18 protein-coding genes are annotated in these 19,128 nt (G+C 62.2%); 7 read left to right on the top strand and 11 right to left on the bottom strand.

What is annotated here, in order from left to right:
• The first annotated feature begins 167 nt into the window (after window positions 1-167).
• The 3 genes from ACW8PS_RS11115 to ACW8PS_RS11105 are packed head-to-tail and all read left to right on the top strand — an operon-like array spanning window position 168 to window position 2,589.
• Window positions 168-1,097 carry a bifunctional riboflavin kinase/FAD synthetase gene (locus ACW8PS_RS11115; protein WP_491527474.1) on the top strand — a complete coding sequence of 310 codons (930 nt, stop codon included), beginning with the start codon at window positions 168-170 and terminating at the stop codon, window positions 1,095-1,097.
• Window positions 1,094-1,540: a YcgN family cysteine cluster protein gene (locus ACW8PS_RS11110; protein ID WP_491527473.1), complete on the top strand. Its 447-nt coding sequence runs from the start codon at window positions 1,094-1,096 to the stop codon at window positions 1,538-1,540. Before ACW8PS_RS11115 ends, ACW8PS_RS11110 begins: the two co-directional genes overlap by 4 nt.
• Window positions 1,537-2,589, top strand: coding sequence for a threonine aldolase family protein (locus ACW8PS_RS11105; protein ID WP_491527472.1), 1,053 nt, complete (start codon window positions 1,537-1,539; stop codon window positions 2,587-2,589). The genes ACW8PS_RS11110 and ACW8PS_RS11105 overlap by 4 nt, the downstream gene beginning before the upstream one ends.
• Here the strand turns inward: ACW8PS_RS11105 and ACW8PS_RS11100 are convergent.
• Both ACW8PS_RS11100 and ACW8PS_RS11095 read right to left on the bottom strand, forming a co-directional pair.
• Entirely contained in the window at window positions 2,579-3,358 is a 780-nt protein-coding gene (locus ACW8PS_RS11100; protein ID WP_491527471.1) for an alpha/beta fold hydrolase, read from the bottom strand. The genes ACW8PS_RS11105 and ACW8PS_RS11100 overlap by 11 nt on opposite strands.
• Window positions 3,355-3,954, bottom strand: a complete 600-nt coding sequence (locus ACW8PS_RS11095) for a 2-hydroxychromene-2-carboxylate isomerase (RefSeq protein WP_491527470.1) — start codon at window positions 3,952-3,954, stop codon at window positions 3,355-3,357. The genes ACW8PS_RS11100 and ACW8PS_RS11095 overlap by 4 nt, the downstream gene beginning before the upstream one ends.
• A 90-nt stretch (window positions 3,955-4,044) precedes the next feature.
• Here ACW8PS_RS11095 and ACW8PS_RS11090 point away from each other — a divergent pair, with 90 nt between their 5' ends.
• A complete protein-coding gene (locus ACW8PS_RS11090) occupies window positions 4,045-5,061 on the top strand; it encodes a ribose-phosphate pyrophosphokinase (RefSeq protein ID WP_491527469.1) in 1,017 nt (338 codons plus the stop codon).
• 53 nt (window positions 5,062-5,114) lie between these two features.
• Here the strand turns inward: ACW8PS_RS11090 and ACW8PS_RS11085 are convergent, their stop codons facing one another.
• The 8 genes from ACW8PS_RS11085 to ACW8PS_RS11050 all read right to left on the bottom strand — a co-directional run bounded on the left by ACW8PS_RS11085 (window position 5,115) and on the right by ACW8PS_RS11050 (window position 12,037).
• Window positions 5,115-5,636 (bottom strand): hypothetical protein, encoded by a 522-nt coding sequence (locus ACW8PS_RS11085; protein ID WP_491527468.1) that lies wholly within the window; start codon window positions 5,634-5,636, stop codon window positions 5,115-5,117.
• A 24-nt stretch (window positions 5,637-5,660) separates the two neighbouring features.
• Window positions 5,661-6,011, bottom strand: coding sequence for an H-type lectin domain-containing protein (locus tag ACW8PS_RS11080; protein WP_491527467.1), 351 nt, complete (start codon window positions 6,009-6,011; stop codon window positions 5,661-5,663).
• 142 nt (window positions 6,012-6,153) lie between these two features.
• Window positions 6,154-6,549 (bottom strand): F0F1 ATP synthase subunit epsilon, encoded by a 396-nt coding sequence (locus ACW8PS_RS11075; protein WP_491527466.1) that lies wholly within the window; start codon window positions 6,547-6,549, stop codon window positions 6,154-6,156.
• Window positions 6,550-6,559: 10 nt separating this feature from the next.
• Window positions 6,560-7,984: a F0F1 ATP synthase subunit beta gene (gene atpD / locus ACW8PS_RS11070; RefSeq protein ID WP_491527465.1), complete on the bottom strand. Its 1,425-nt coding sequence runs from the start codon at window positions 7,982-7,984 to the stop codon at window positions 6,560-6,562.
• Between the two features lie 19 nt (window positions 7,985-8,003).
• Window positions 8,004-8,876 (bottom strand): F0F1 ATP synthase subunit gamma, encoded by an 873-nt coding sequence (locus ACW8PS_RS11065; RefSeq protein ID WP_491527464.1) that lies wholly within the window; start codon window positions 8,874-8,876, stop codon window positions 8,004-8,006.
• Between the two features lie 13 nt (window positions 8,877-8,889).
• The gene (gene atpA / locus ACW8PS_RS11060; RefSeq protein WP_491527463.1) at window positions 8,890-10,428 is read right to left on the bottom strand and encodes a F0F1 ATP synthase subunit alpha; all 1,539 of its coding nucleotides are present in this window, start codon (window positions 10,426-10,428) and stop codon (window positions 8,890-8,892) included.
• Window positions 10,429-10,989, bottom strand: a complete 561-nt coding sequence (locus ACW8PS_RS11055) for a F0F1 ATP synthase subunit delta (protein WP_491527461.1) — start codon at window positions 10,987-10,989, stop codon at window positions 10,429-10,431.
• A gap of 298 nt (window positions 10,990-11,287) precedes the next feature.
• Window positions 11,288-12,037, bottom strand: a complete 750-nt coding sequence (locus ACW8PS_RS11050; RefSeq protein ID WP_491527459.1) for a class I SAM-dependent methyltransferase — start codon at window positions 12,035-12,037, stop codon at window positions 11,288-11,290.
• Between the two features lie 63 nt (window positions 12,038-12,100).
• Here ACW8PS_RS11050 and gloB point away from each other — a divergent pair, with 63 nt between their 5' ends.
• From gloB to ACW8PS_RS11035, 3 genes are all read left to right on the top strand, one after another.
• Entirely contained in the window at window positions 12,101-12,868 is a 768-nt protein-coding gene (gene gloB, locus ACW8PS_RS11045) for a hydroxyacylglutathione hydrolase (protein WP_491527458.1), read from the top strand.
• A 194-nt stretch (window positions 12,869-13,062) separates the two neighbouring features.
• A complete protein-coding gene (clpA, locus tag ACW8PS_RS11040) occupies window positions 13,063-15,393 on the top strand; it encodes an ATP-dependent Clp protease ATP-binding subunit ClpA (RefSeq protein WP_491527457.1) in 2,331 nt (776 codons plus the stop codon).
• Window positions 15,390-16,358 (top strand): M23 family metallopeptidase, encoded by a 969-nt coding sequence (locus tag ACW8PS_RS11035; protein WP_491527456.1) that lies wholly within the window; start codon window positions 15,390-15,392, stop codon window positions 16,356-16,358. Before clpA ends, ACW8PS_RS11035 begins: the two co-directional genes overlap by 4 nt.
• Here the strand turns inward: ACW8PS_RS11035 and ACW8PS_RS11030 are convergent.
• A complete protein-coding gene (locus ACW8PS_RS11030) occupies window positions 16,355-19,126 on the bottom strand; it encodes a peptidoglycan -binding protein (RefSeq protein ID WP_491527455.1) in 2,772 nt (923 codons plus the stop codon). The genes ACW8PS_RS11035 and ACW8PS_RS11030 overlap by 4 nt on opposite strands.
• Window positions 19,127-19,128 lie beyond the last annotated feature (2 nt).

The following is a 19,128-nucleotide window of genomic DNA, read 5'->3' as shown; positions in this document are numbered from 1 at the left end:
TTGCAAGGCGATTTCGCCGCGCCTTTGGCGCGCCGATCCGGGTGGGGGCCAGCCCGTCGCCATTTTCGCTCGGACCAATGGCGCAACAATGCCAACCCCCCGAGGTATTTTCGCCAAGATGAACAGGCAGAGTTGCCCTTGCCGAAAGTGCCGGATAATTCGGGGCCATGAGAATCCTGCGCGACTATCAATATGCTTTGCCAGAAGACCGGGGCGCGTCAGCCGCCATCGGGAATTTCGACGGTGTGCATCTGGGCCATCAGTATGTGATCGACCGCGCCCGCGTCGATGGGCTGCCGCTTGGGCTGCTGACATTCGAGCCGCATCCACGCGAGTTTTTTGCCTCCGGCACCCCGCCTTTCCGGCTGATGAATGCCGAGGCGCGGGCCCACCGGCTGCAAAAACTGGGGGTTGATATCCTGTATGAACTGCCCTTCAACGCGGCCCTTTCGGGGCTGAGTGCCGAAGATTTCGCGCGCGATGTGCTGGCCGGCGGTCTGGGTTTGAAGCGGGTTATCGTCGGCGCTGATTTCTGTTTCGGAAAGGGCCGCAAGGGAACCGTGGCAATGCTGAGCGATCTGGGCCGCGATCTGGGATTTGCGGTCGATATCGTGCCCATCCTGCATGGCGATCTGGGCGCGATATCCTCGACCAATATCCGGCGCGCCTTGAGCGAGGGCCACCCCCGCGACGCCGCCGCCATGTTGGGCCACTGGCACCGGATCGAAGGCCCGGTGGTGCATGGCGAAAAACGCGGCCGGCAATTGGGATACCCCACCGCCAATATGAGGCTTGATGGGCTGCATTTGCCCAAACTTGGCGTCTACGCGGTGCTGGTCGATGTGCTCAACGGCACCCATCCCGGCCATTATCATGGCGTGGCCTCGCTTGGTGTGCGGCCGATGTTCAATGGCGATGCGCCCAATCTGGAAACCTTTCTGTTTGATTTCTCGGGCGATCTTTACGGCTGCGATCTGTCAATCGCGCTGGTCGAATATTTGCGACCCGAGTTGAAATTCGACGGGCTGGAGCAGCTGGTCACGCAGATGGATGCCGATAGCGAACAGGCCCGCGCCATTCTGAAGGCTCTGCCATGAGGCCCGATTTCTGGCGACGCTTTCCGCTTTCGAAACTGACCGGCCAAGAATGGGAGGCGCTATGCGATGGCTGCGGCAAATGTTGCCTGAACAAGCTGGAGGATGAGGCGACCGCAGAGGTCGCGCTGACCTGTGTGGCCTGCCGGTTGCTGGATGACCAGACCTGCCGCTGCGGGCAATATGACATCCGCAAGATGCTGGTGCCCGAATGCATTCAACTGACGCCAGACACCATGGCCGATGTCGCCTATTTCATGCCCGAAACCTGCGCCTACCGGCTGCTGCATGAGGGCAAGCCGCTTTATCACTGGCACCCGCTGGTCTCGGGCGATCCCGAAAGCGTGCACCAGGCCGGTGTCTCGGTGCGCGGGCTTTCGGTGCCCGAATTCGAAGTGCCAGAGGAAGACTGGGAAGATTATATCATAGAGGAACCGGGCATATGATGTTTGCATCCGACAATATGGGCCCCGCCGCGCCCGAGATCATGGCGGCGGTTTTGCGTGCCAATCAGGGCCACCACATGCCCTATGGCGCGGATGCGTTCACCGATGGCGCGGTGCAGAAACTGCGCGATCTGTTCGAAGCACCCGAGGCGGCGGTGCATCTGATCTCGACCGGCACCGCCGCCAATGCCGTCGCTTTGGCCGCCCTCGCCAATCCCTGGGACGCGATATTCGTGCACCGGATTGCCCATGCCGAAGAGGATGAATGCGGCGCGCCGGAGTTCTATTCCGGCGGGGCCAAACTGACCCTGATTGATGGCCCGGACGGCAAGATCGACCCCGCCGCCCTGCGCGAGGCCATCATGCTGACGGCTGACCGCGGCGTCAGGGGGGTGCAATGCGGCCCCGTCAGCATCACCAATATCACCGAGATCGGGACGATCTATTCGCTGGAGGAAATTCGAGCCATCACCGATATCGCCAAATCCTTTGGCCTGAAAACCCATCTTGATGGGGCCCGGTTTGCCAATGCCTGCGCCGCGCTGAACTGCACCCCGGCCGAGATGAGCTGGAAAGCCGGCATAGATGCGGTCAGCTTTGGCGGCACCAAGAACGGCTGTATCGGGGTCGAGGCGATCATCTTCTTTGATCCGGCCAAATCCTGGGAGCTGGAGCTGCGACGCAAGCGCGGCGCGCATCTGGCCTCGAAATTCCGTTTCCTGTCAGCGCAGATGGAGGCCTATGCCAGCGATGGGTTGTGGCTGCGGCTGGCCCGCGCCGCCAATGCGCGCTGCGCCGAACTGGTGGCCGGTTTGCGCGATGTGCCCGGCGCGACAATCGAGGCGGAACCGGCCGGAAACATGGTCTTTGCCCACCTGCCGCGCGCAGCCCATCGCCGGGCGATGGAGGCAGGCGCGCAATATTACCTCTTTCCCGCTGACAGCAGCCTGGATGGCCCCGATGATGCGTTGATCCGCTGTCGGTTCGTCTGTGACTGGTCCTGCACTTCAGACAGCGTGCAAACCTTGCTGGCACATTTCAGGGGCTGACACGCGCCAGATGGCCCGCAATGGCATCTGCGACCGGGGCGGGATGGGTGATCGGGGCCATGTGACCCGCGCCGGGGATCTGGCAGCGTGTGGTATCGGGCATGTCCCGCTCCATCCGGCCGAGGATCGCTTCAATCACCGGCGGGCAATCGCCGCCCGCCATCAGCAATGTGGGTGCCGCCACCTGCCCAAGACGCGGGACCAGCGCCGCACTGTCACCAAACAGCGCCGGCGCGGCGGCATCAATCAGATGGATACGGGCGGCCATATAGGCCTGTTGATGCGCCGGCAGATCATCGAAATTCGCGCCGCTGCCCCAAAGTTTGAGAAACTGCCGGGTGACCGCGACCCGATCCCGTTGCGTCACGGCCATGCCAAGCCCCATTTCCGCGTCCTGATGCGGGGTGAAAGTGCCACTGCCCTTTGCGGCTGCGAACAGAACCGGCTCGATCAGGGTCAGGCTGCGGATGCGGTCGGGCATCTCGATGGCCAGCCGCAGCGCCAGCGTGGCACCGAAACTGTGGCCCACGGCGTCAAAGCGGCCCGGGGGCAGACAGGGGAGCACCGCCGCAAGACATTGGTCATGCAGATCACGGCTGGGGTCGTATTCCGGCCCCTTCCCATGGCCCACCAGATCGGGCGCTGTCAGTCTCAGGCCGCCGGGCAACGCGTTTGCCACGCCTGTCCAGGCCGCGCCCTGCGCCAGCGAACAATGCAGCATCAGGACGTCGCGCGCACCGTCGCCCCAATGCCGGGCCGCAGCACTCACAGCTTGCCGGACAGATACAGATCCAGATCCTCCAGCCGGTCCTGCCCCCAGAAATGCGCCGCCCCGTCGACCACGAAGAAAGGCGCGCCAAAGACATTCGCGGCGACCGCATCTTCCAGATTATGGCCATATTCATCGGCCGCGGCCAACATGCCCTTATCGGCCAGATCGGGATCAAACCCGGTCTCGCTCAGGGCGGCGCGGATCACCTCATCCTGGGCGATGTCCTTTTCTTCGGCCCAGACCGCGCGGCCAAGCGCGAAGACCAGCCCGCCCAGATCACCGCCGCCGGTCTTTTGCGCCGTGATCAGCGCATAGGAGGCGGGCGCGGGATTGGTCGGAAAAAACATCGGTTTCTCATTCAGCGGCAGCCCCGCCCTGGCCGCCTGTCGGCGCAGATCCTGCAACCGGTAAGCCTGGCGCGCCGGATGCCGCTCATTGGGGGCGGTGCCGCCGGTGCGGGCAAAAAGCGCCAAAAGATCGAGCGGCTTATAGGTGATGTCTGCCCCGTGGCTTGAGGCAATCTCGGGAACCCGCTGCCCGGTCAGATAGCTATAGGGCGACAGCGGCGTGAAATAGATGTCGATATGGGCCAATTTGACCTCCCGTTTGGACTTTCCCGAACGGTAGCCGGATGCTAGGGGGTGTCAACGTTTCACCAGCGCTGCCTTGAGGAAACCCTGCCCATGCCCGCGACCGACCCCAAGCTGATTTCCGGCAATGCCAACCGCCCCCTGGCCGAGGCCATTGCCCGCCGCATGACCCTGCACCGGGGCATGTCCGTCAGTCTGGTCGATGCGCGCGTGGAACGCTTCAACGATCAGGAGATCTTTGTCGAGGTCTATGAAAACGTCCGCGGCGAGGACATGTTCATCATTCAAAGCACGTCGAACCCGGCCAATGACAATCTGATGGAACTGCTGATCATGGCCGATGCGCTGCGCCGGTCGTCGGCGGCGCGCATCACCGCCGTGATCCCCTATTTCGGATATGCGCGCCAGGACCGCCGCACCAAGGCGCGCACGCCCATTTCGGCCAAGCTGGTGGCCAACATGATCGTGCGGGCGGGCATCGAACGGGTGCTGACGATGGATCTGCACGCTACCCAGATTCAGGGTTTTTTCGATATTCCGGTTGATAACCTCTATGCCTCGCCGGTCTTTGCGCTGGATATCCTGCATCATTTCCAGGGTGCGACCGACGATATCATGGTGATCTCGCCCGATGTCGGCGGTGTGGCGCGCGCCCGCGAACTGGCCAAACGGATCAACGCACCGCTCTCCATCGTCGACAAGCGCCGCGAGAAAGCCGGCGAGATTGCCGAGATGACCATCATCGGTAATGTCGCCGGCAAGAAATGCATCATTGTCGATGACATGATCGACACCGCCGGGACGCTGTGCAAGGCCGCCGAAGTGCTGATGGCGCAGGGTGCCTCCGAGGTGCACGCCTATATCACCCATGGCGTGATGTCGGGCCCGGCGGTCGAGCGGATCACCAATTCGGTGATGAAGTCGCTGGTGATCACCGATTCGATCGAGGCCACGTCGGAAACGCTCGCCGCTCCCAATATCCGCATCGTTCCGATGGCCCCGATGTTCGCGCAGGCGATCCTGAACACATGGAATGGCACATCCGTGTCGTCGCTGTTTCAAGGTGAGACGCTGGCACCGATCTATGAGGGCATGTATTCGCGGGGGTGATGTGCCGTTTGCGGGGATCTTGCCTGATTTCGCCGGGTCAAGGTCGCATAAATTCAGGCCTCGATTGGCCGGTGTTTAAACGCCACCATGGTGATCCAGATCCAAACGGCTATGCGCAGCACCATCGCGCCGACTGTGCGCATCTCATAGGCCCCGCCCTGAAACACGACGACGCCGAAGGCGACAAAGACAGCGGCGGTCGTAACCAATATGGCAATAGACAGCCCTGCCGCCCATGCGCGACGCGCGATCAGCCCAATTCCCGCCAGGACATAGGCAATACCGGCGAAGAAATTGAACCACAGGACGAAGGGAACGGCATCGCCGGCTGCGGCGCGCGCCTCTGCGCCCGCAAACAACACGCGGCCTCCTGAAATGACTGTTAAGACACCGAACACAATCGCGACAATGGCCGCAATCCACAGGTGGGTTTTCCGTTGGCTGGACATATTCTGAGCCTCTCCTGATGAACAAGAGCGGTCCGCGGAAACTGCCAGGTTCCGGCAGTCGTGATGCGGGGCCGCATTGTCGATTTTGGTATGATTGGGCGGTTTGTGAAATGTCGCTATTGTCACAGGCGGAAAATTTGGCGCGTCGCCTCAATACAAATCCCAGTCATCCTCGTGCAGCAACTCTCCGATCGCCATCCAGTCGGCGCGCACGCGGGCGATCTTGCTGTCTTCCCAGGTGGTGAGCACCAGTTCAAACCCGTCACGGCGCACATTGCGGGCGCGCAGATCAATCCGGTGATTGGTGCTGATATCCATATCCCACATCGACAGGGAAACATGGACCATCGGCGGGGTGCTGTATTTGTCGCTGAAACGCACCTGATGCCAGGCCTCACGCGGGCCGGTGCCGGTCCACATGTCACCACCGGTGTCATAATCCTCGAACATCACCTCGCTGCCCTGGGCGATGCCGATCAGGTTGTTTCTCAGGCGTTTCATTCAGTCATCACATCCGTTCGCGTCATAATCTGCGAAATGATTGCGGCTGCAATAGGGAAATATTCGACCATGTTGCAGGTGATAGCGCCCCGCCAGATGATCTGGCGGGGCGCTATCGGTGTCGGATCCTGACGGAATGGGCCTATTCCATGTCCTGCATCAGCTGAACCAGGTCCGAGACGAATTTCTCGGCCACATCCCTTTGCGCCGCTTCGGCACCCGATGCCGCCGCGCGGGCCTCTTCCAGCACCGATGTCAGATCATCCTTGGTGATCTCATCCCCGGCATGGGCGCGTTCGGCGATCACCGAGACCGAGGCGTCGGTGATTTCGACAAATCCTGCCGTAACCACATAGGATTTGTCACCCTCAGTCGACTGCACCCGGACCACACCGGGGCGCAGGGCCGCGATCACCGGGCTGTGGCCCGGCATCGCCGTCATATCGCCATCGGCCCCCGGTATCTGCACCGCGGTGGCGGTGAAAGACGCCAGCCGCTTTTCCGGGGATACGAGGTCGAATTGCATATTATCTGCCATCGGGCCCTCCTCAGGCGGCTTCTGCGGCCAGGCGTTCGGCTTTTGCGATCACGTCGTCGATGCCGCCGACCATGTAGAAGGCCGCTTCGGGAAGGTGGTCATATTCGCCGGCAACCACGGCCTTGAACGACGCGATGGTTTCGTCCAGCGGAACCTGCACACCGTCAAAACCGGTAAAGACCTTGGCGACATCGAAGGGCTGGCTGAGGAACCGCTCGATCTTGCGGGCGCGGGTCACGGCCAGTTTGTCATCCTCGCTGAGTTCATCCATGCCCAGAATGGCGATGATGTCCTGCAGGGATTTATAGCGCTGAAGCACCTGCTGCACGTCGGTGGCAACCTTGTAATGCTCTTCGCCGATGATCAGCGGATCCAGCAGCCGCGAGGTCGATCCAAGCGGATCCACAGCCGGGTAGATGCCTTTTTCCGAAATGGCACGATCCAGAACCGTGGTCGCATCAAGGTGGGCAAAGGACGTGGCCGGCGCGGGGTCGGTCAAGTCATCGGCCGGCACATAGACGGCCTGCACGGACGTGATGGAGCCTGATTTGGTCGAGGAAATCCGTTCCTGCATCGCACCCATATCGGTGGCCAGCGTCGGCTGGTAGCCCACGGCAGAGGGGATACGGCCCAACAGCGCGGACACTTCCGACCCGGCCTGCGTGAAGCGGAAGATGTTGTCGACAAAGAACAACACGTCCGACCCGGTATCGTCACGGAACTGTTCGGCCAGCGTCAGACCGGACAGGGCCACCCGCATACGTGCCCCCGGAGGCTCGTTCATCTGGCCATAGACCAGCGCGATTTTCGATTCAGGCAGGTTATCGGGAACGATAACGCCGGATTCGATCATCTCGTGATAGAGGTCGTTGCCCTCACGGGTCCGTTCCCCAACACCGGCAAACACCGACACGCCCGAATGCACCTTGGCGATGTTGTTGATCAGTTCCATGATCAGAACTGTCTTGCCCACACCGGCACCGCCGAAAAGACCGATCTTGCCGCCTTTGGTATAGGGGGCCAGCAGGTCGATCACCTTGATACCGGTGGTCAGGATCTCGGTTTCGGTGGATTGTTCGTCAAAAGCCGGGGCGTCGCCATGAATGGCGCGACGCTCGGTTGCGCCGACATCGCCTTTTTCGTCCACCGGGTCACCGACCACATTCAGGATGCGGCCAAGGGTGGCGGTGCCCACGGGCATCGAAATCGGCCCGCCCTGGTCGGTCACGGTGGCCCCGCGCACCAGACCTTCGGTGGCGTCCATCGCAATGGTGCGCACGGTGTTTTCGCCCAGATGCTGCGCCACTTCCAGAACCAGCGGCCTGCCGTTGTTTTCCGTGGTCAGCGCGTTGAGGATCTTGGGCAGTTCATCTTCAAACTGCACGTCAACGACGGCGCCGATGACCTGCGTGATTTTTCCGACTGCATTTGCCATGTCGTTAAGTCTCCGGTTCTTAGAGCGCTTCTGCGCCCGAGATAATTTCGATCAGCTCGTTGGTGATGACAGCCTGACGCGAGCGGTTGTATTTGATCGTCAGTTTGTCGATCATGTCGCCCGCGTTGCGCGTGGCGTTATCCATCGCCGACATCCGTGCGCCCTGTTCAGAGGCACCATTTTCCAGAAGCGCCGAGAAGATCTGCGTTGCCACACCACGCGGCAGCAGGTCTTCCAATATGGCCTCTTCCGAGGGTTCATAATCATACAGCGTGGAGGCCGCGTCAGCGCCTTCCTCGAACACCGCCGGAATGATCTGCGTTGCCGTCGGAATCTGGCTGATCACCGACTGAAAGCGGCTGAAGAAGATCGTGGCCACGTCGAATTCACCGGCGTCAAAGCGTTTCAGGATATCGCCCGCTATTTCGGCGGCATTGGCGTAGCCCACCCGCTTGACCTCGGTCAGATCGACATGCGCAACCATCAGGTCTTCATATTCCCGCTTCAGCTGTTCGCGGCCCTTTTTGCCCACGGTCAGCAGCTTGACGGTCTTGCCCGCGCCCTGCAATTCGGTGATCCGGGTGCGCACCAGGCGCACGATGGACGAATTGAAGCCGCCACACAGGCCGCGTTCAGAGGTCATCACCACCAGAAGATGGGTCTGATCCGCGCCCGAGCCTACCAGAAGGCGCGGCGCATCTGGCGAATTTCCGACAGATGCCGCCAAGCCGCCCATGACGGCCAGCATACGTTCGGCATAAGGGCGCCCGGCCTCTGCCGCTTCCTGCGCACGGCGCAGTTTTGCGGCAGCGACCATCTGCATCGCCTTGGTGATCTTGCGGGTCGATTTGACCGACGCGATCCGATTTTTTAGAACCTTGAGGTTTGGCATTGCCTAAGCCCCCTTATGCGAAATCGGCGGCGTAATCGTTGAGGGCTGCCTTGATCTTGTCCTCAAGCTCACCTTTGACCTTGCGGTCGTTATTGGTGATGTCATCCAGCAGATCCTGGTTCTTGCCACGCAGATGCGACAGCAGGCCAGCCTCAAACCGGCCAACCTCTTTTACATCGACATTATCAAGGTAACCATTGGTCCCTGCATAGATGACGCAAACGATCTCGGCGTTGGTCAGCGGCGAATACTGCGCCTGCTTCATCAGTTCGGTCAGGCGGGCACCACGGGCCAGCAGACGTTGTGTTGACGCATCAAGATCGGATCCGAACTGTGCGAATGCCGCCATTTCACGGTATTGCGCAAGGCTCAGCTTCACCGGGCCAGCAACAGAAGACATCGCCTTGGTCTGGGCCGATGACCCAACCCGGGATACCGAAAGACCGGTGTTCACGGCCGGGCGGATGCCCTGATAGAACAGCTCGGTTTCCAGGAAGATCTGGCCGTCGGTGATCGAGATCACGTTGGTCGGGATAAAGGCCGACACGTCGCCGCCTTGGGTTTCGATGATCGGCAGCGCGGTCAGCGACCCGGAGCCGTGATCCTCGTTCAGTTTCGCGGACCGTTCCAGCAGACGCGAGTGCAGATAGAAAACATCGCCCGGATAGGCTTCACGCCCCGGCGGACGGCGCAGCAGCAGCGACATCTGGCGATAGGACACGGCCTGTTTGGAAAGGTCATCATAGATGATCAGCGCATGGCGGCCATTGTCGCGGAAGAACTCGGCCATCGCGGTGGCGGCATAGGGGGCCAGGAACTGCAACGGCGCGGGGTCCGATGCGGTGGCTGCCACAATGATGGAATATTCCAGCGCGCCGCTTTCTTCCAGCTTCTTGACCAGCTGCGCCACGGTGGACCGCTTCTGGCCGATCGCCACATAGATGCAGTAGAGCTTCTTGCTCTCGTCATCGCCGGCGGCCTCATTATAGGATTTCTGGTTCAGGATCGTGTCCAGCGCCACCGCGGTCTTGCCGGTCTGGCGGTCACCGATGATCAGCTCGCGCTGGCCCCGGCCGATCGGGATCATGGCATCGACCGATTTCAACCCGGTCGCCATCGGTTCATGCACCGATTTGCGCGGGATGATACCGGGGGCCTTCACATCGGCCACGCGGCGCTCAGAGGCCTCGATCGGGCCTTTGCCGTCAATCGGATTGCCCAGACCATCGACCACGCGGCCCAGCAGGCCATTGCCCGCCGGCACATCGACGATGGAATTGGTGCGCTTGACGATGTCACCTTCCTTGATGTCCCGGTCAGAGCCGAAAATCACGACACCCACATTGTCGCTTTCCAGGTTCAGGGCCATGCCCATGATGCCACCGGGAAATTCGACCATTTCACCGGCCTGGCAGTTGTCCAGACCGTAAACGCGGGCAATACCGTCGCCCACGCTCAGCACACGGCCAACTTCGGCAACTTCCGCGTCCTGACCAAAGCTTTTGATCTGCTCTTTCAGGATCGCAGAGATCTCGGCTGCTTGGATACTCATTTATCCGACCTCTTTCATGGTGTTCTGGAGAGAGTTGAGCTTGGAGCGGATCGACGTGTCGATCATCTTCGAGCCCACCTTAACGACAAGACCGCCGATGATACCCTCATCAACGGTCGCATTCAGTTTCACTTGCTTGCCAATCGCGGCGGCCAGCGTTTTCGCCAGCTTGTCGGATTGGGTTTTCGTCAGGGCCTTGGCCGAAGTCACATCGGCGACAATCTCGCCTTTATGATCGGCAATCAGGTCGCGCAGCTTGGCCATCAGCGCGGGCACCACAAAGAGGCGGCGCTTGGTGGCCATCAGCTTCAGCGTGTTGCCCAGGATCGGCCCCAGGCCCATCGCGCTGGCAACGGCACTGATACCGGCCTGCATATCGGCGCGGGAATAGATCGGGGAATTCAGCAGATCGCGCAGGTCGGCGCTATCGGCCATGGCAGATTCCAGCATGCCAAGATCGCCCTCCAGCGCAGGCAGGGCATTTTCCTCCTGCGCGAGGTCAAAAACCGCCGTGGCATAACGCAACGCTATGCCGGATGAAATCGAAGCTGGTTCGGACACGTCCACCCTTCCGATATTGAGGCCGGGTTCATGCGCAAAGCATGCCCGGCAGTTTTGTCGTTGAGAGCGGAACTTGTCCCCCGCCCATAGAAATCGCGCAGGATGTAGCAGAGGTGTCTTAGACCTGCAACACAAACGGGCAGGCTCGATTTTCCGGCAACAGGGCCGATTCTTAAGGGGCGCAGCGCAATCCCGCACCCTGCGACGCTTTGAAGCTGACAAAAACACTGAACTTTTCTGTGGATAACTCCCAGGTCACAGAGCACGGCCGGCCATGGCGCAGATTTGCATGCCGAAACTATCCCAAATTGCGATTCGCCGGGCGCGGGGCGGCATCCAGAATGCGCAGCGGGCGGCGCACACGTTCAGCCAGGCCAGGCCGGGTCGGCGCATAGGTCTGCTTGCTGGCCTCCAGCAAGATCACGCCGCCGGCGTAATAATTCGACATCTTGCGGCCCATGCGCTCCACCAGCTCGGCACTGCGCAACCAGAACGCTGCATGGCTTGGCGGGGCGAACAGGGCGGCCCGGTGGCGTCCGGGCTCGAACCCGTGGCTGCGCAGCTGCGCCTCGAGCTGACCAAGCGTATAGGGCCTGCCGAAGCCGAACGGCGTGCCGTCGCGCCGCGCCCACAGCCCGCCCCGGTTCGGCACGATGAACAGCGCCCGACCGCCCGGGGCCAGCACCCGGTAGCATTCCTCCAGCACAGATGACGGGTGTGGCGTGGTTTCCAGCCCGTGCATGCAGATCAGCTTATCCGCCATGCCCGCCGATAACGGCCATTTGGATTCGTGGCACAGAACCGAGACATTGGCCCCGCCCGGTGGCCAGGGCATCACCCCCTGCGCGCCCGGCATCAAGGCCAGCACCCGCGCTGCCTGCCCCAGATAGGGCCGCATCAGCGGCGCGGCAAAGCCGAACCCCACCATCACCTCGCCGCGCGCTTCGGGCCAGAACGCCACCACCTGATCGCGCACCGATTTCTGCGCGATGCGGCCAAGCCGGGTCCGGTAATAGAACTGGCGCAGGTCCAGCACATCGAGATGCATTGCAACCCTTTCAGGTTTGGGCGACGGTTCTGGTCAAGCTAAGCACGCCGAAAGGATTAATCCATGCCCCTTGAGATTGTGACAATCCCCTGCCTGTCCGACAATTACGCCTTTTTGCTCCATGATGCCCAAACCGGCGCGACCGGGGTGGTCGATGTGCCCGAGGCGGCGCCGATACGGGCCGCATTGGCGGCGCGCGGCTGGACGCTGAGCGATATCCTGATCACGCATCACCACTGGGACCATATCAGCGGCGTCGACGACCTGATCACCGCAAACGACATTGCGATCTGGGGCAATCGGGCCGATGCCGAACGCCTGCCGCCGCTGACCCATGCGCTCAACCCCGGCGACGCCGTGACCATCGGTGTCGAGGCCGGCACCATGATGGATGTCTCGGGCCACACCATCGGCCATGTCGCCTTTCATTTCCCCGCCTCAGCCGCCGTTTTCACCGCTGACAGCCTGATGGCGCTTGGCTGCGGGCGGCTGTTTGAAGGCACCGCCCTCCAGATGTTCGAAAGTCTGGGCCGCCTGGCCGCGCTGCCGCCCGAGACCAACGTCTTTTCCGGCCATGAATATACCGAAGCCAACGCCAAATTCGCGCTGACCATTGAACCCGACAATCCTGACCTTATCTTGCGTCATGACGCGATTGGTGCCGCGCGCAGTGCCGGCCGCCCCACCGTTCCCTCCACTTTGCGCGAAGAACTGGCCACAAATCCGTTCCTGCGCAGCCACATAACCGCAATAAAAAACCGGCTTGGCATGGCCGATGCCGGTGACCCTGAGATTTTTGCCGAAATTAGGGCACGCAAGGACAAATTCTGATGACGTTGCCGGAATGACCCGCATGTGCGGCTCAAATTCTTCACAAAACGGAAATTGATGCCGCGAAAGGCAAGAATTGATCAGAATTACCTTGAACTACGGTCAAGAAAACCGAACCTTAATGATATGAGGCCACAGTCGGTCAGGCGCGCCCCCTTCCTCGCCGAACCGGTTCAACGAAAGGAGCACTGGTAGTGCCGTCGTTTTCAAACACTCTTGAGCAGGCCATTCACGCGGCGTTGGCGCAGGCCAATGCACGCCGTCATGAACTCGCCACCCTGGAACATCTGCTGCTCGCCCTGCTGGATGAGCCGGACGCGCTGAAGGTCATGCAGGCCTGCGGCGTCGATATCGACATTCTGCGCGAAAGCCTGGTGACGTTCATCGACGATGACCTGTCGACGCTGGAAACCGATGTCGAAGGCTCCGAGGCGGTGCCGACCGCCGCCTTCCAGCGCGTCATTCAGCGCGCCGCGATCCATGTGCAAAGCTCGGGCCGGACCGAAGTGACCGGGGCCAATGTGCTGGTGGCGATCTTTGCCGAACGCGAATCGAACGCCGCTTTCTTTTTGCAGGAACAGGACATGACCCGCTATGACGCGGTCAATTTCATCGCCCATGGCGTCGCCAAGGACCCGTCCTTTGGCGAAGCGCGCCCGGTGACCGGGGCCAGCGACATGGAAGAAGACGCCGTCCGCAATGATGCCGCACCCGAGGCTGAGGCCAAGGAAAGCGCATTGGCGAAATACTGCGTCGATCTGAATGCCAAATCGCTGAAGGGCGATGTTGATCCGCTGATCGGCCGCGACCAGGAGGTTGAACGCTGCATTCAGGTGCTCTGCCGCCGGCGCAAGAACAACCCGCTTCTGGTGGGCGATCCCGGGGTTGGCAAAACCGCCATCGCCGAAGGCCTGGCGCGCAAGATCGTGCAGGGCGAAACGCCTGAGGTGCTGTCGGGGGCCACGATCTTTTCGCTCGATCTGGGCGCGCTGCTGGCCGGAACCCGCTATCGCGGCGATTTCGAGGAACGCCTCAAGGCGGTGGTGAACGAGCTTGAGGAACACCCCGATGCGGTTCTCTTCATCGACGAGATTCATACCGTCATCGGGGCCGGCGCGACATCGGGCGGGGCGATGGATGCCTCCAACCTGCTGAAACCCGCGTTGCAGGGTGGCAAGCTGCGCTGCATGGGCTCGACCACCTACAAGGAATTTCGTCAGCATTTCGAAAAGGACCGCGCCCTGTCGCGCCGGTTCCAGAAAATCGACGTCAATGAACCATCCGTCGATGACAGCGTGAAGATCCTGAAAGGGCTGAAACCCTATTTCGAGGAACATCACGATGTCAGATACACCGCCGATGCGATCAAGACAGCGGTGGAACTTTCGGCCCGCTACATCAACGACCGCAAACTGCCCGACAAGGCCATCGACGTGATTGATGAGGCCGGTGCCGCGCAGCATCTGGTCGCCGAAAGCAAACGCCGCAAGACCATCGGCGTAAAAGAGATCGAGGCCGTGGTGGCCAAAATCGCGCGCATCCCACCGAAAAACGTGTCCAAGGATGATGCGGCGGTGCTGAGAGATCTTGAGGTCTCGCTGAAGCGCGTGGTCTTTGGTCAGGACAAGGCGATCGAGGCCTTGGCAAGTGCCATCAAACTGTCGCGCGCCGGGCTACGCGAACCTGAAAAGCCGATTGGCAACTACCTCTTTGCCGGCCCCACCGGTGTCGGCAAGACCGAAGTTGCCAAGCAACTGGCCGATGTTCTGGGCGTGGAGCTTTTGCGCTTCGATATGTCGGAATATATGGAGAAACACGCCGTTTCACGTCTTATCGGCGCGCCTCCGGGCTATGTCGGCTTTGATCAGGGCGGTCAGCTGACCGACGGCATCGACCAGCATCCGCATTGCGTGCTGCTGCTCGATGAGATCGAAAAGGCGCACCCGGATGTGTTCAACATCCTGTTGCAGGTGATGGATCATGGCACGCTGACCGATCATAACGGTCGCTCGATCGATTTCCGCAATGTCGTGCTGATCATGACGTCGAATGCGGGAGCCTCCGAAATGGCGAAAGAGGCCATCGGCTTTGGCCGCGACCGCCGCGAGGGGGAAGACACCGCCGCCATCGAGCGCACCTTCACGCCCGAGTTCCGCAACCGTCTGGACGCGGTGATCAGCTTTGCACCGCTGCCCAAGGATGTGATCCTGCAGGTTGTCGAAAAATTCGTGCTGCAACTGGAAGCGCAGCTGATGGATCGAAACGTCACCATCGAACTGACCAAACCCGCCGCCGAATGGCTGGCCAATAAGGGCTATGACGACAAGATGGGCGCGCGCCCGCTTGGCCGTGTCATTCAGGAATATATCAAGAAACCACTGGCCGAGGAGCTATTGTTCGGCAAGCTTGCCAAGGGCGGCAATGTGCATGTCGGCATCAAGGATGGCGCTTTGGATCTCAGGATCGAGGAGCTTGGCAATCGCCGGATCTCGACAAAAAAGCCACCGCTTCTTACGGCGGAATGATCCAAGCCGGAATATTTGGGGCGGTCCTTTCGGGGGCCGCCTTTCTCACCGGCGCGGCCCTGGCCGATCCGCCGGTGCTGGATTTCCCGCTGGACTGCAGCTTGGGGCAAGACTGCGTCATTCAGCAATTCATGGATCGCGATCCCGGGCCTGAAGCGCGCGATTACACCTGTGGCCCGCTCAGCTATGAGGGCCATACCGGCACCGATATCCGGCTGCATGATTTTGCCGCGATGGCGGCGGGCGTGCAGGTGCTGGCCGCCGCCCCCGGCATCGTGACCGGCCTGCGCAATATTGCGCCCGATACCGGCCGCGCCGGAATGGCAGAGGGTCAGGAATGCGGCAATGGCGTGGTGATCGATCATGGCGAAGGCTGGCAGACGCAATATTGTCATATGTTGCAGGGATCCATCGCCGTCACGCAGGGCCAGATGGTTCAGGCCGGCACGCCGCTTGGTCTGGTCGGCTATTCCGGCAATACCGAATTTCCGCATCTGCATCTGTCGGTCCGCTCCGACGGCACCCCGGTTGATCCGTTTTCAACCGCCGAGAGCTGCGGCGATGGCGGCGGCGACACCCTCTGGCGCAATGATCTTCCCTACCAGCCCGGCGGCATCCTGACAGCGGGGTTTGCCCCGGACATGCCCGCCTTCGAGACCATCCAGGCCGGTGAGGCCGGGGCCGAAACCCTGCCCTCAGATGCCCCGGCGCTGGTGATCTGGGGCTATCTCTTTGGGGCCCGCGCCGGGGATGCGGTGCGGCTCAGCATTCGCCAGCCCGATGGCAGTCTCATGCATGATGTGACGGTGCCGCTGGAGCGTCGCCAGGCGCAGCTTTTCCGCGGCACCGGCCTGCGTGCGCGCCCCGGTGGCTGGCCGGTGGGCACCTATCATGGGCAGGTCCGGATGATCCGCGACGGGCGCGAAATGGACCAGATCACCACAACGCTGATCGTCACGCCCTAACGCTCGGTCAGTTTCAGTTCGATCCGCCGGTTCTGGGCCCGGGCCTCGGGCGTATCGGCGGGGTTGATCGGGCGGTATTCGCCAAAACCGGTGGCCGCCAGCCGATAGGGCGGAATGCCCAGCTCCTCGGTCATATACAGCACCACCGACAGCGCCCGGGCCTGGCTGAGTTCCCAGTTATTTGCATAGGTGCCGCCGGGCCGGATCTGGACATTGTCGGTATGGCCATCGACGCGGATGATCCAGTCGATCGTATCGGGAATGTCATCCGAGATCTCCAGCAGCAGCTCAGCCACATTGGCGATCTGCGAAAGCCCCTCATCGGCCAGTTCGGCAGACCCGGTTTCAAACAGAACCTCAGAGGAAAAGACAAACCGGTCGCCGTCGATCTGCACGCCTTCGCGGCCCTCCAGCAGATCGCGCAGGCGGCCAAAAAACTCTGACCGGTAGCGTTCCAGTTCCTGCGCCTCGGCGGCCAGACGCTCGACCTCGGCCTGGCTCAACCGTGCCGCTTCGGCCTCGGCAGTAGCGCGGGCCGCAGATTCGGCGGCAAGCCGCGCCAGTGCCGCATTCAGATCGGCACCAAGCGATTCGACCTGCACTTCGGCCGCGGCATCGCGGTCGCGCGCGTCATCCAGCAGCGCCTGCAATTGCCCCAACTGGCTGCGCAGCGCGGCCACCTGCTGGTTCAAGGCCGCAATCTGGCGCTGGCTTTCGGCCGAGGCCGCCTCAGCGGTTGCTTCCAATTCCAGATTGGCCTGCGCCAGAAGGGCTGCGCGCTGTTCAGATTCACTCAGGCGCGAGGCATCCGCCTCGGCCAGCATCTGCGCGGTCAGGGCTTCGGCAAGTGCGGCCTCCAGATCCGAAAGGGCGATGGCGGCATTGGTGCTGGAGGTCTGGCGCGACGCCTCGGATGCGGCCAGCGCATCTTCAAGTTCCGCGATACGCGCGGCGGCGTCCTGTTCGCTGCGGGTCAGATCCAGCAGCGCCTGCGCCAGTTCCGCTTCAAGATTGGCAAGCGCCGTGCGCCCGGCCGCCATACCTTCAATGGCGGCAGCCGCCTGCGCCTGCGCCAGGCCCAGTTGGGCTTGCAGATCGCTGGCCAGTTCGGTGCGGTCGGCGGCGGCGGCCAGGGCTTGCGCAAGGTCTGCCTCCAATGCGCTCAGCGCCGCTCCGCTGGCTTCAACTTCGTTGGCCGCCGCAACGGCCTCGGCCCGGGCCACAGCCAAATCGCCCTCCAGCTCTGCGACGCGGGCGTCACTTTCGCGGATCTGCGTGGCCAGACGCGCCAGCGCCAGCGCCAGTTCCTCCTCAAGCGCAGACAGATCGCCGGCGCGCGCAGTGGCCTCGACCTCTGCCGCCGTCAGGGCGTCGCGGGTAGCTGCCAGATCGGCGGATGTTCCAGCCAAAGTTTCGCGCGTCGTCGCCAATTCGGCGGAGGTTCCGGCCAGGGCGTCGCGGGTCGATGCCAGATCGGCCCGGGTTCCGGCCAGGGCCTCGGCGTCCCGGGCGCGGGCCGCCAGCGCCAGCGCCAATTGGCCTTCCAGCACCGAAAGCCGCCCGATTTCGGCGGTGGCGGTTTCCAGATCGCCCTGGATCTGCGCCCGGGCGGCCAGCGCCAGCGCCAGCTGCGCCTCCAGATCCGAGATCGCAGCGCCGCCTTCGGCCTGCAGCGTAGCAATCCGGGCGTCGCGTTCAGCAATCCGGGCGTCGCGGTCAGCAGTCGCGGCGACGGCGGCGGCCAGCCGGGCGGCCAGGTTTTCGCGCGCCTGATCGGCAGCGGCCAGCAGGGTCAGCGTTTCCTCGGCCTCGCGCCGCCGGTCCTCCAGCGCCAGTGACATCGCGGTCAGCTCTGCGTCGGCGGCTTCCAGACGGGCCCGCAACGCCTCTGCCGCGGCCGCTTCAACCAGCCGCGCCTCCTCCTCGGCTGACAGTTGCGTCTGGGTATCATTCAGCCGCTCGCGCAGTGCCAACGCGGCCGCGGCCTCGGCCAGTCGCGCAGTTTCCTCGGCGCTCAGCTCGGTCTCCAGCGCCGCTATTTCAGCCTCCAGCATCGCTGTCACATTGCGTTCGCTATCCAGCATTGCCAGCGTTTGCGCCACCTCGGCCTCCAGCGCCACTGACACATTGCGCTCGCCTTCCAGCATTGCCAGCGTTTCCGCCAGCGTGACCGATCGTTCTGCGGCCTCGTTTTGCAGATCGGCAATCAGCGCCTGTAGCGCTTCGCGTTCCGCCGCCGCCAAACGCGCCGCCTCGGTCGCCTGGTCGATTTCCGACCGCGCCGCCGCCAGCGCCAGGCTCAGCGCGTCAGCCTGCGAAATCCGGTCGGCGATTTCGGCGCGCGCGGCATCGCGATCGGCTGCCAGGTCCGAGTTATCCGCCAGCAGCGCCGCAACCTGCGCCTCGAAATCGGCAATACGGGCGGTCTGCGCCTCGGTTTGCTCGGTCAGGGCCGCAATCAGCAGGGTCTGGGCGATAACCTCATCTTCTGCCGCCGCCAGCGATCTGCCCAATGTGGCGGCGCGGCTCTCCAGTTCCGAGACGCGCAATTGTTCCAGCCCAAGCGCGTCGGCAAGTTGATTGAGCTGCGCATTCAGCTCGTTGAGTTCGGCATCCTGATCATTGATCGTCTCGGACAGCACGAATTGCACCACCATGAAAATGGTCAGCACAAAGATCATCACCATCAGCATCGCGGTGATGGCATCGACGAAACCGGGCCAGATAGAGCCTGCAAATCGGTTGCCGGCGCGCCGGTGAAAGGCCATGG

The organism is Alterinioella sp. (assembly GCF_058343375.1).
The sequence above is the reverse complement of the archived record's forward strand: the minus strand, read 5'-3'. Positions and strand labels throughout refer to the sequence as shown.

Excerpts from the sequence above, each read along its gene's own strand:
- ACW8PS_RS11115 (WP_491527474.1), top strand. The coding sequence starts at position 168 with ATGAGAATCCTGCGCGACTATCAATATGCTTTGCCAGAAGACCGGGGC.
- ACW8PS_RS11110 (WP_491527473.1), top strand. The coding sequence starts at position 1,094 with ATGAGGCCCGATTTCTGGCGACGCTTTCCGCTTTCGAAACTGACCGGC.
- ACW8PS_RS11105 (WP_491527472.1), top strand. The coding sequence starts at position 1,537 with ATGATGTTTGCATCCGACAATATGGGCCCCGCCGCGCCCGAGATCATG.
- ACW8PS_RS11090 (WP_491527469.1), top strand. The coding sequence starts at position 4,045 with ATGCCCGCGACCGACCCCAAGCTGATTTCCGGCAATGCCAACCGCCCC.
- ACW8PS_RS11080 (WP_491527467.1), bottom strand. The coding sequence starts at position 6,011 with ATGAAACGCCTGAGAAACAACCTGATCGGCATCGCCCAGGGCAGCGAG.
- ACW8PS_RS11075 (WP_491527466.1), bottom strand. The coding sequence starts at position 6,549 with ATGGCAGATAATATGCAATTCGACCTCGTATCCCCGGAAAAGCGGCTG.
- atpD (WP_491527465.1), bottom strand. The coding sequence starts at position 7,984 with ATGGCAAATGCAGTCGGAAAAATCACGCAGGTCATCGGCGCCGTCGTT.
- ACW8PS_RS11065 (WP_491527464.1), bottom strand. The coding sequence starts at position 8,876 with ATGCCAAACCTCAAGGTTCTAAAAAATCGGATCGCGTCGGTCAAATCG.
- atpA (WP_491527463.1), bottom strand. The coding sequence starts at position 10,428 with ATGAGTATCCAAGCAGCCGAGATCTCTGCGATCCTGAAAGAGCAGATC.
- ACW8PS_RS11050 (WP_491527459.1), bottom strand. The coding sequence starts at position 12,037 with ATGCATCTCGATGTGCTGGACCTGCGCCAGTTCTATTACCGGACCCGG.
- gloB (WP_491527458.1), top strand. The coding sequence starts at position 12,101 with ATGCCCCTTGAGATTGTGACAATCCCCTGCCTGTCCGACAATTACGCC.
- ACW8PS_RS11035 (WP_491527456.1), top strand. The coding sequence starts at position 15,390 with ATGATCCAAGCCGGAATATTTGGGGCGGTCCTTTCGGGGGCCGCCTTT.
- ACW8PS_RS11030 (WP_491527455.1), bottom strand. The coding sequence starts at position 19,126 with ATGGCCTTTCACCGGCGCGCCGGCAACCGATTTGCAGGCTCTATCTGG.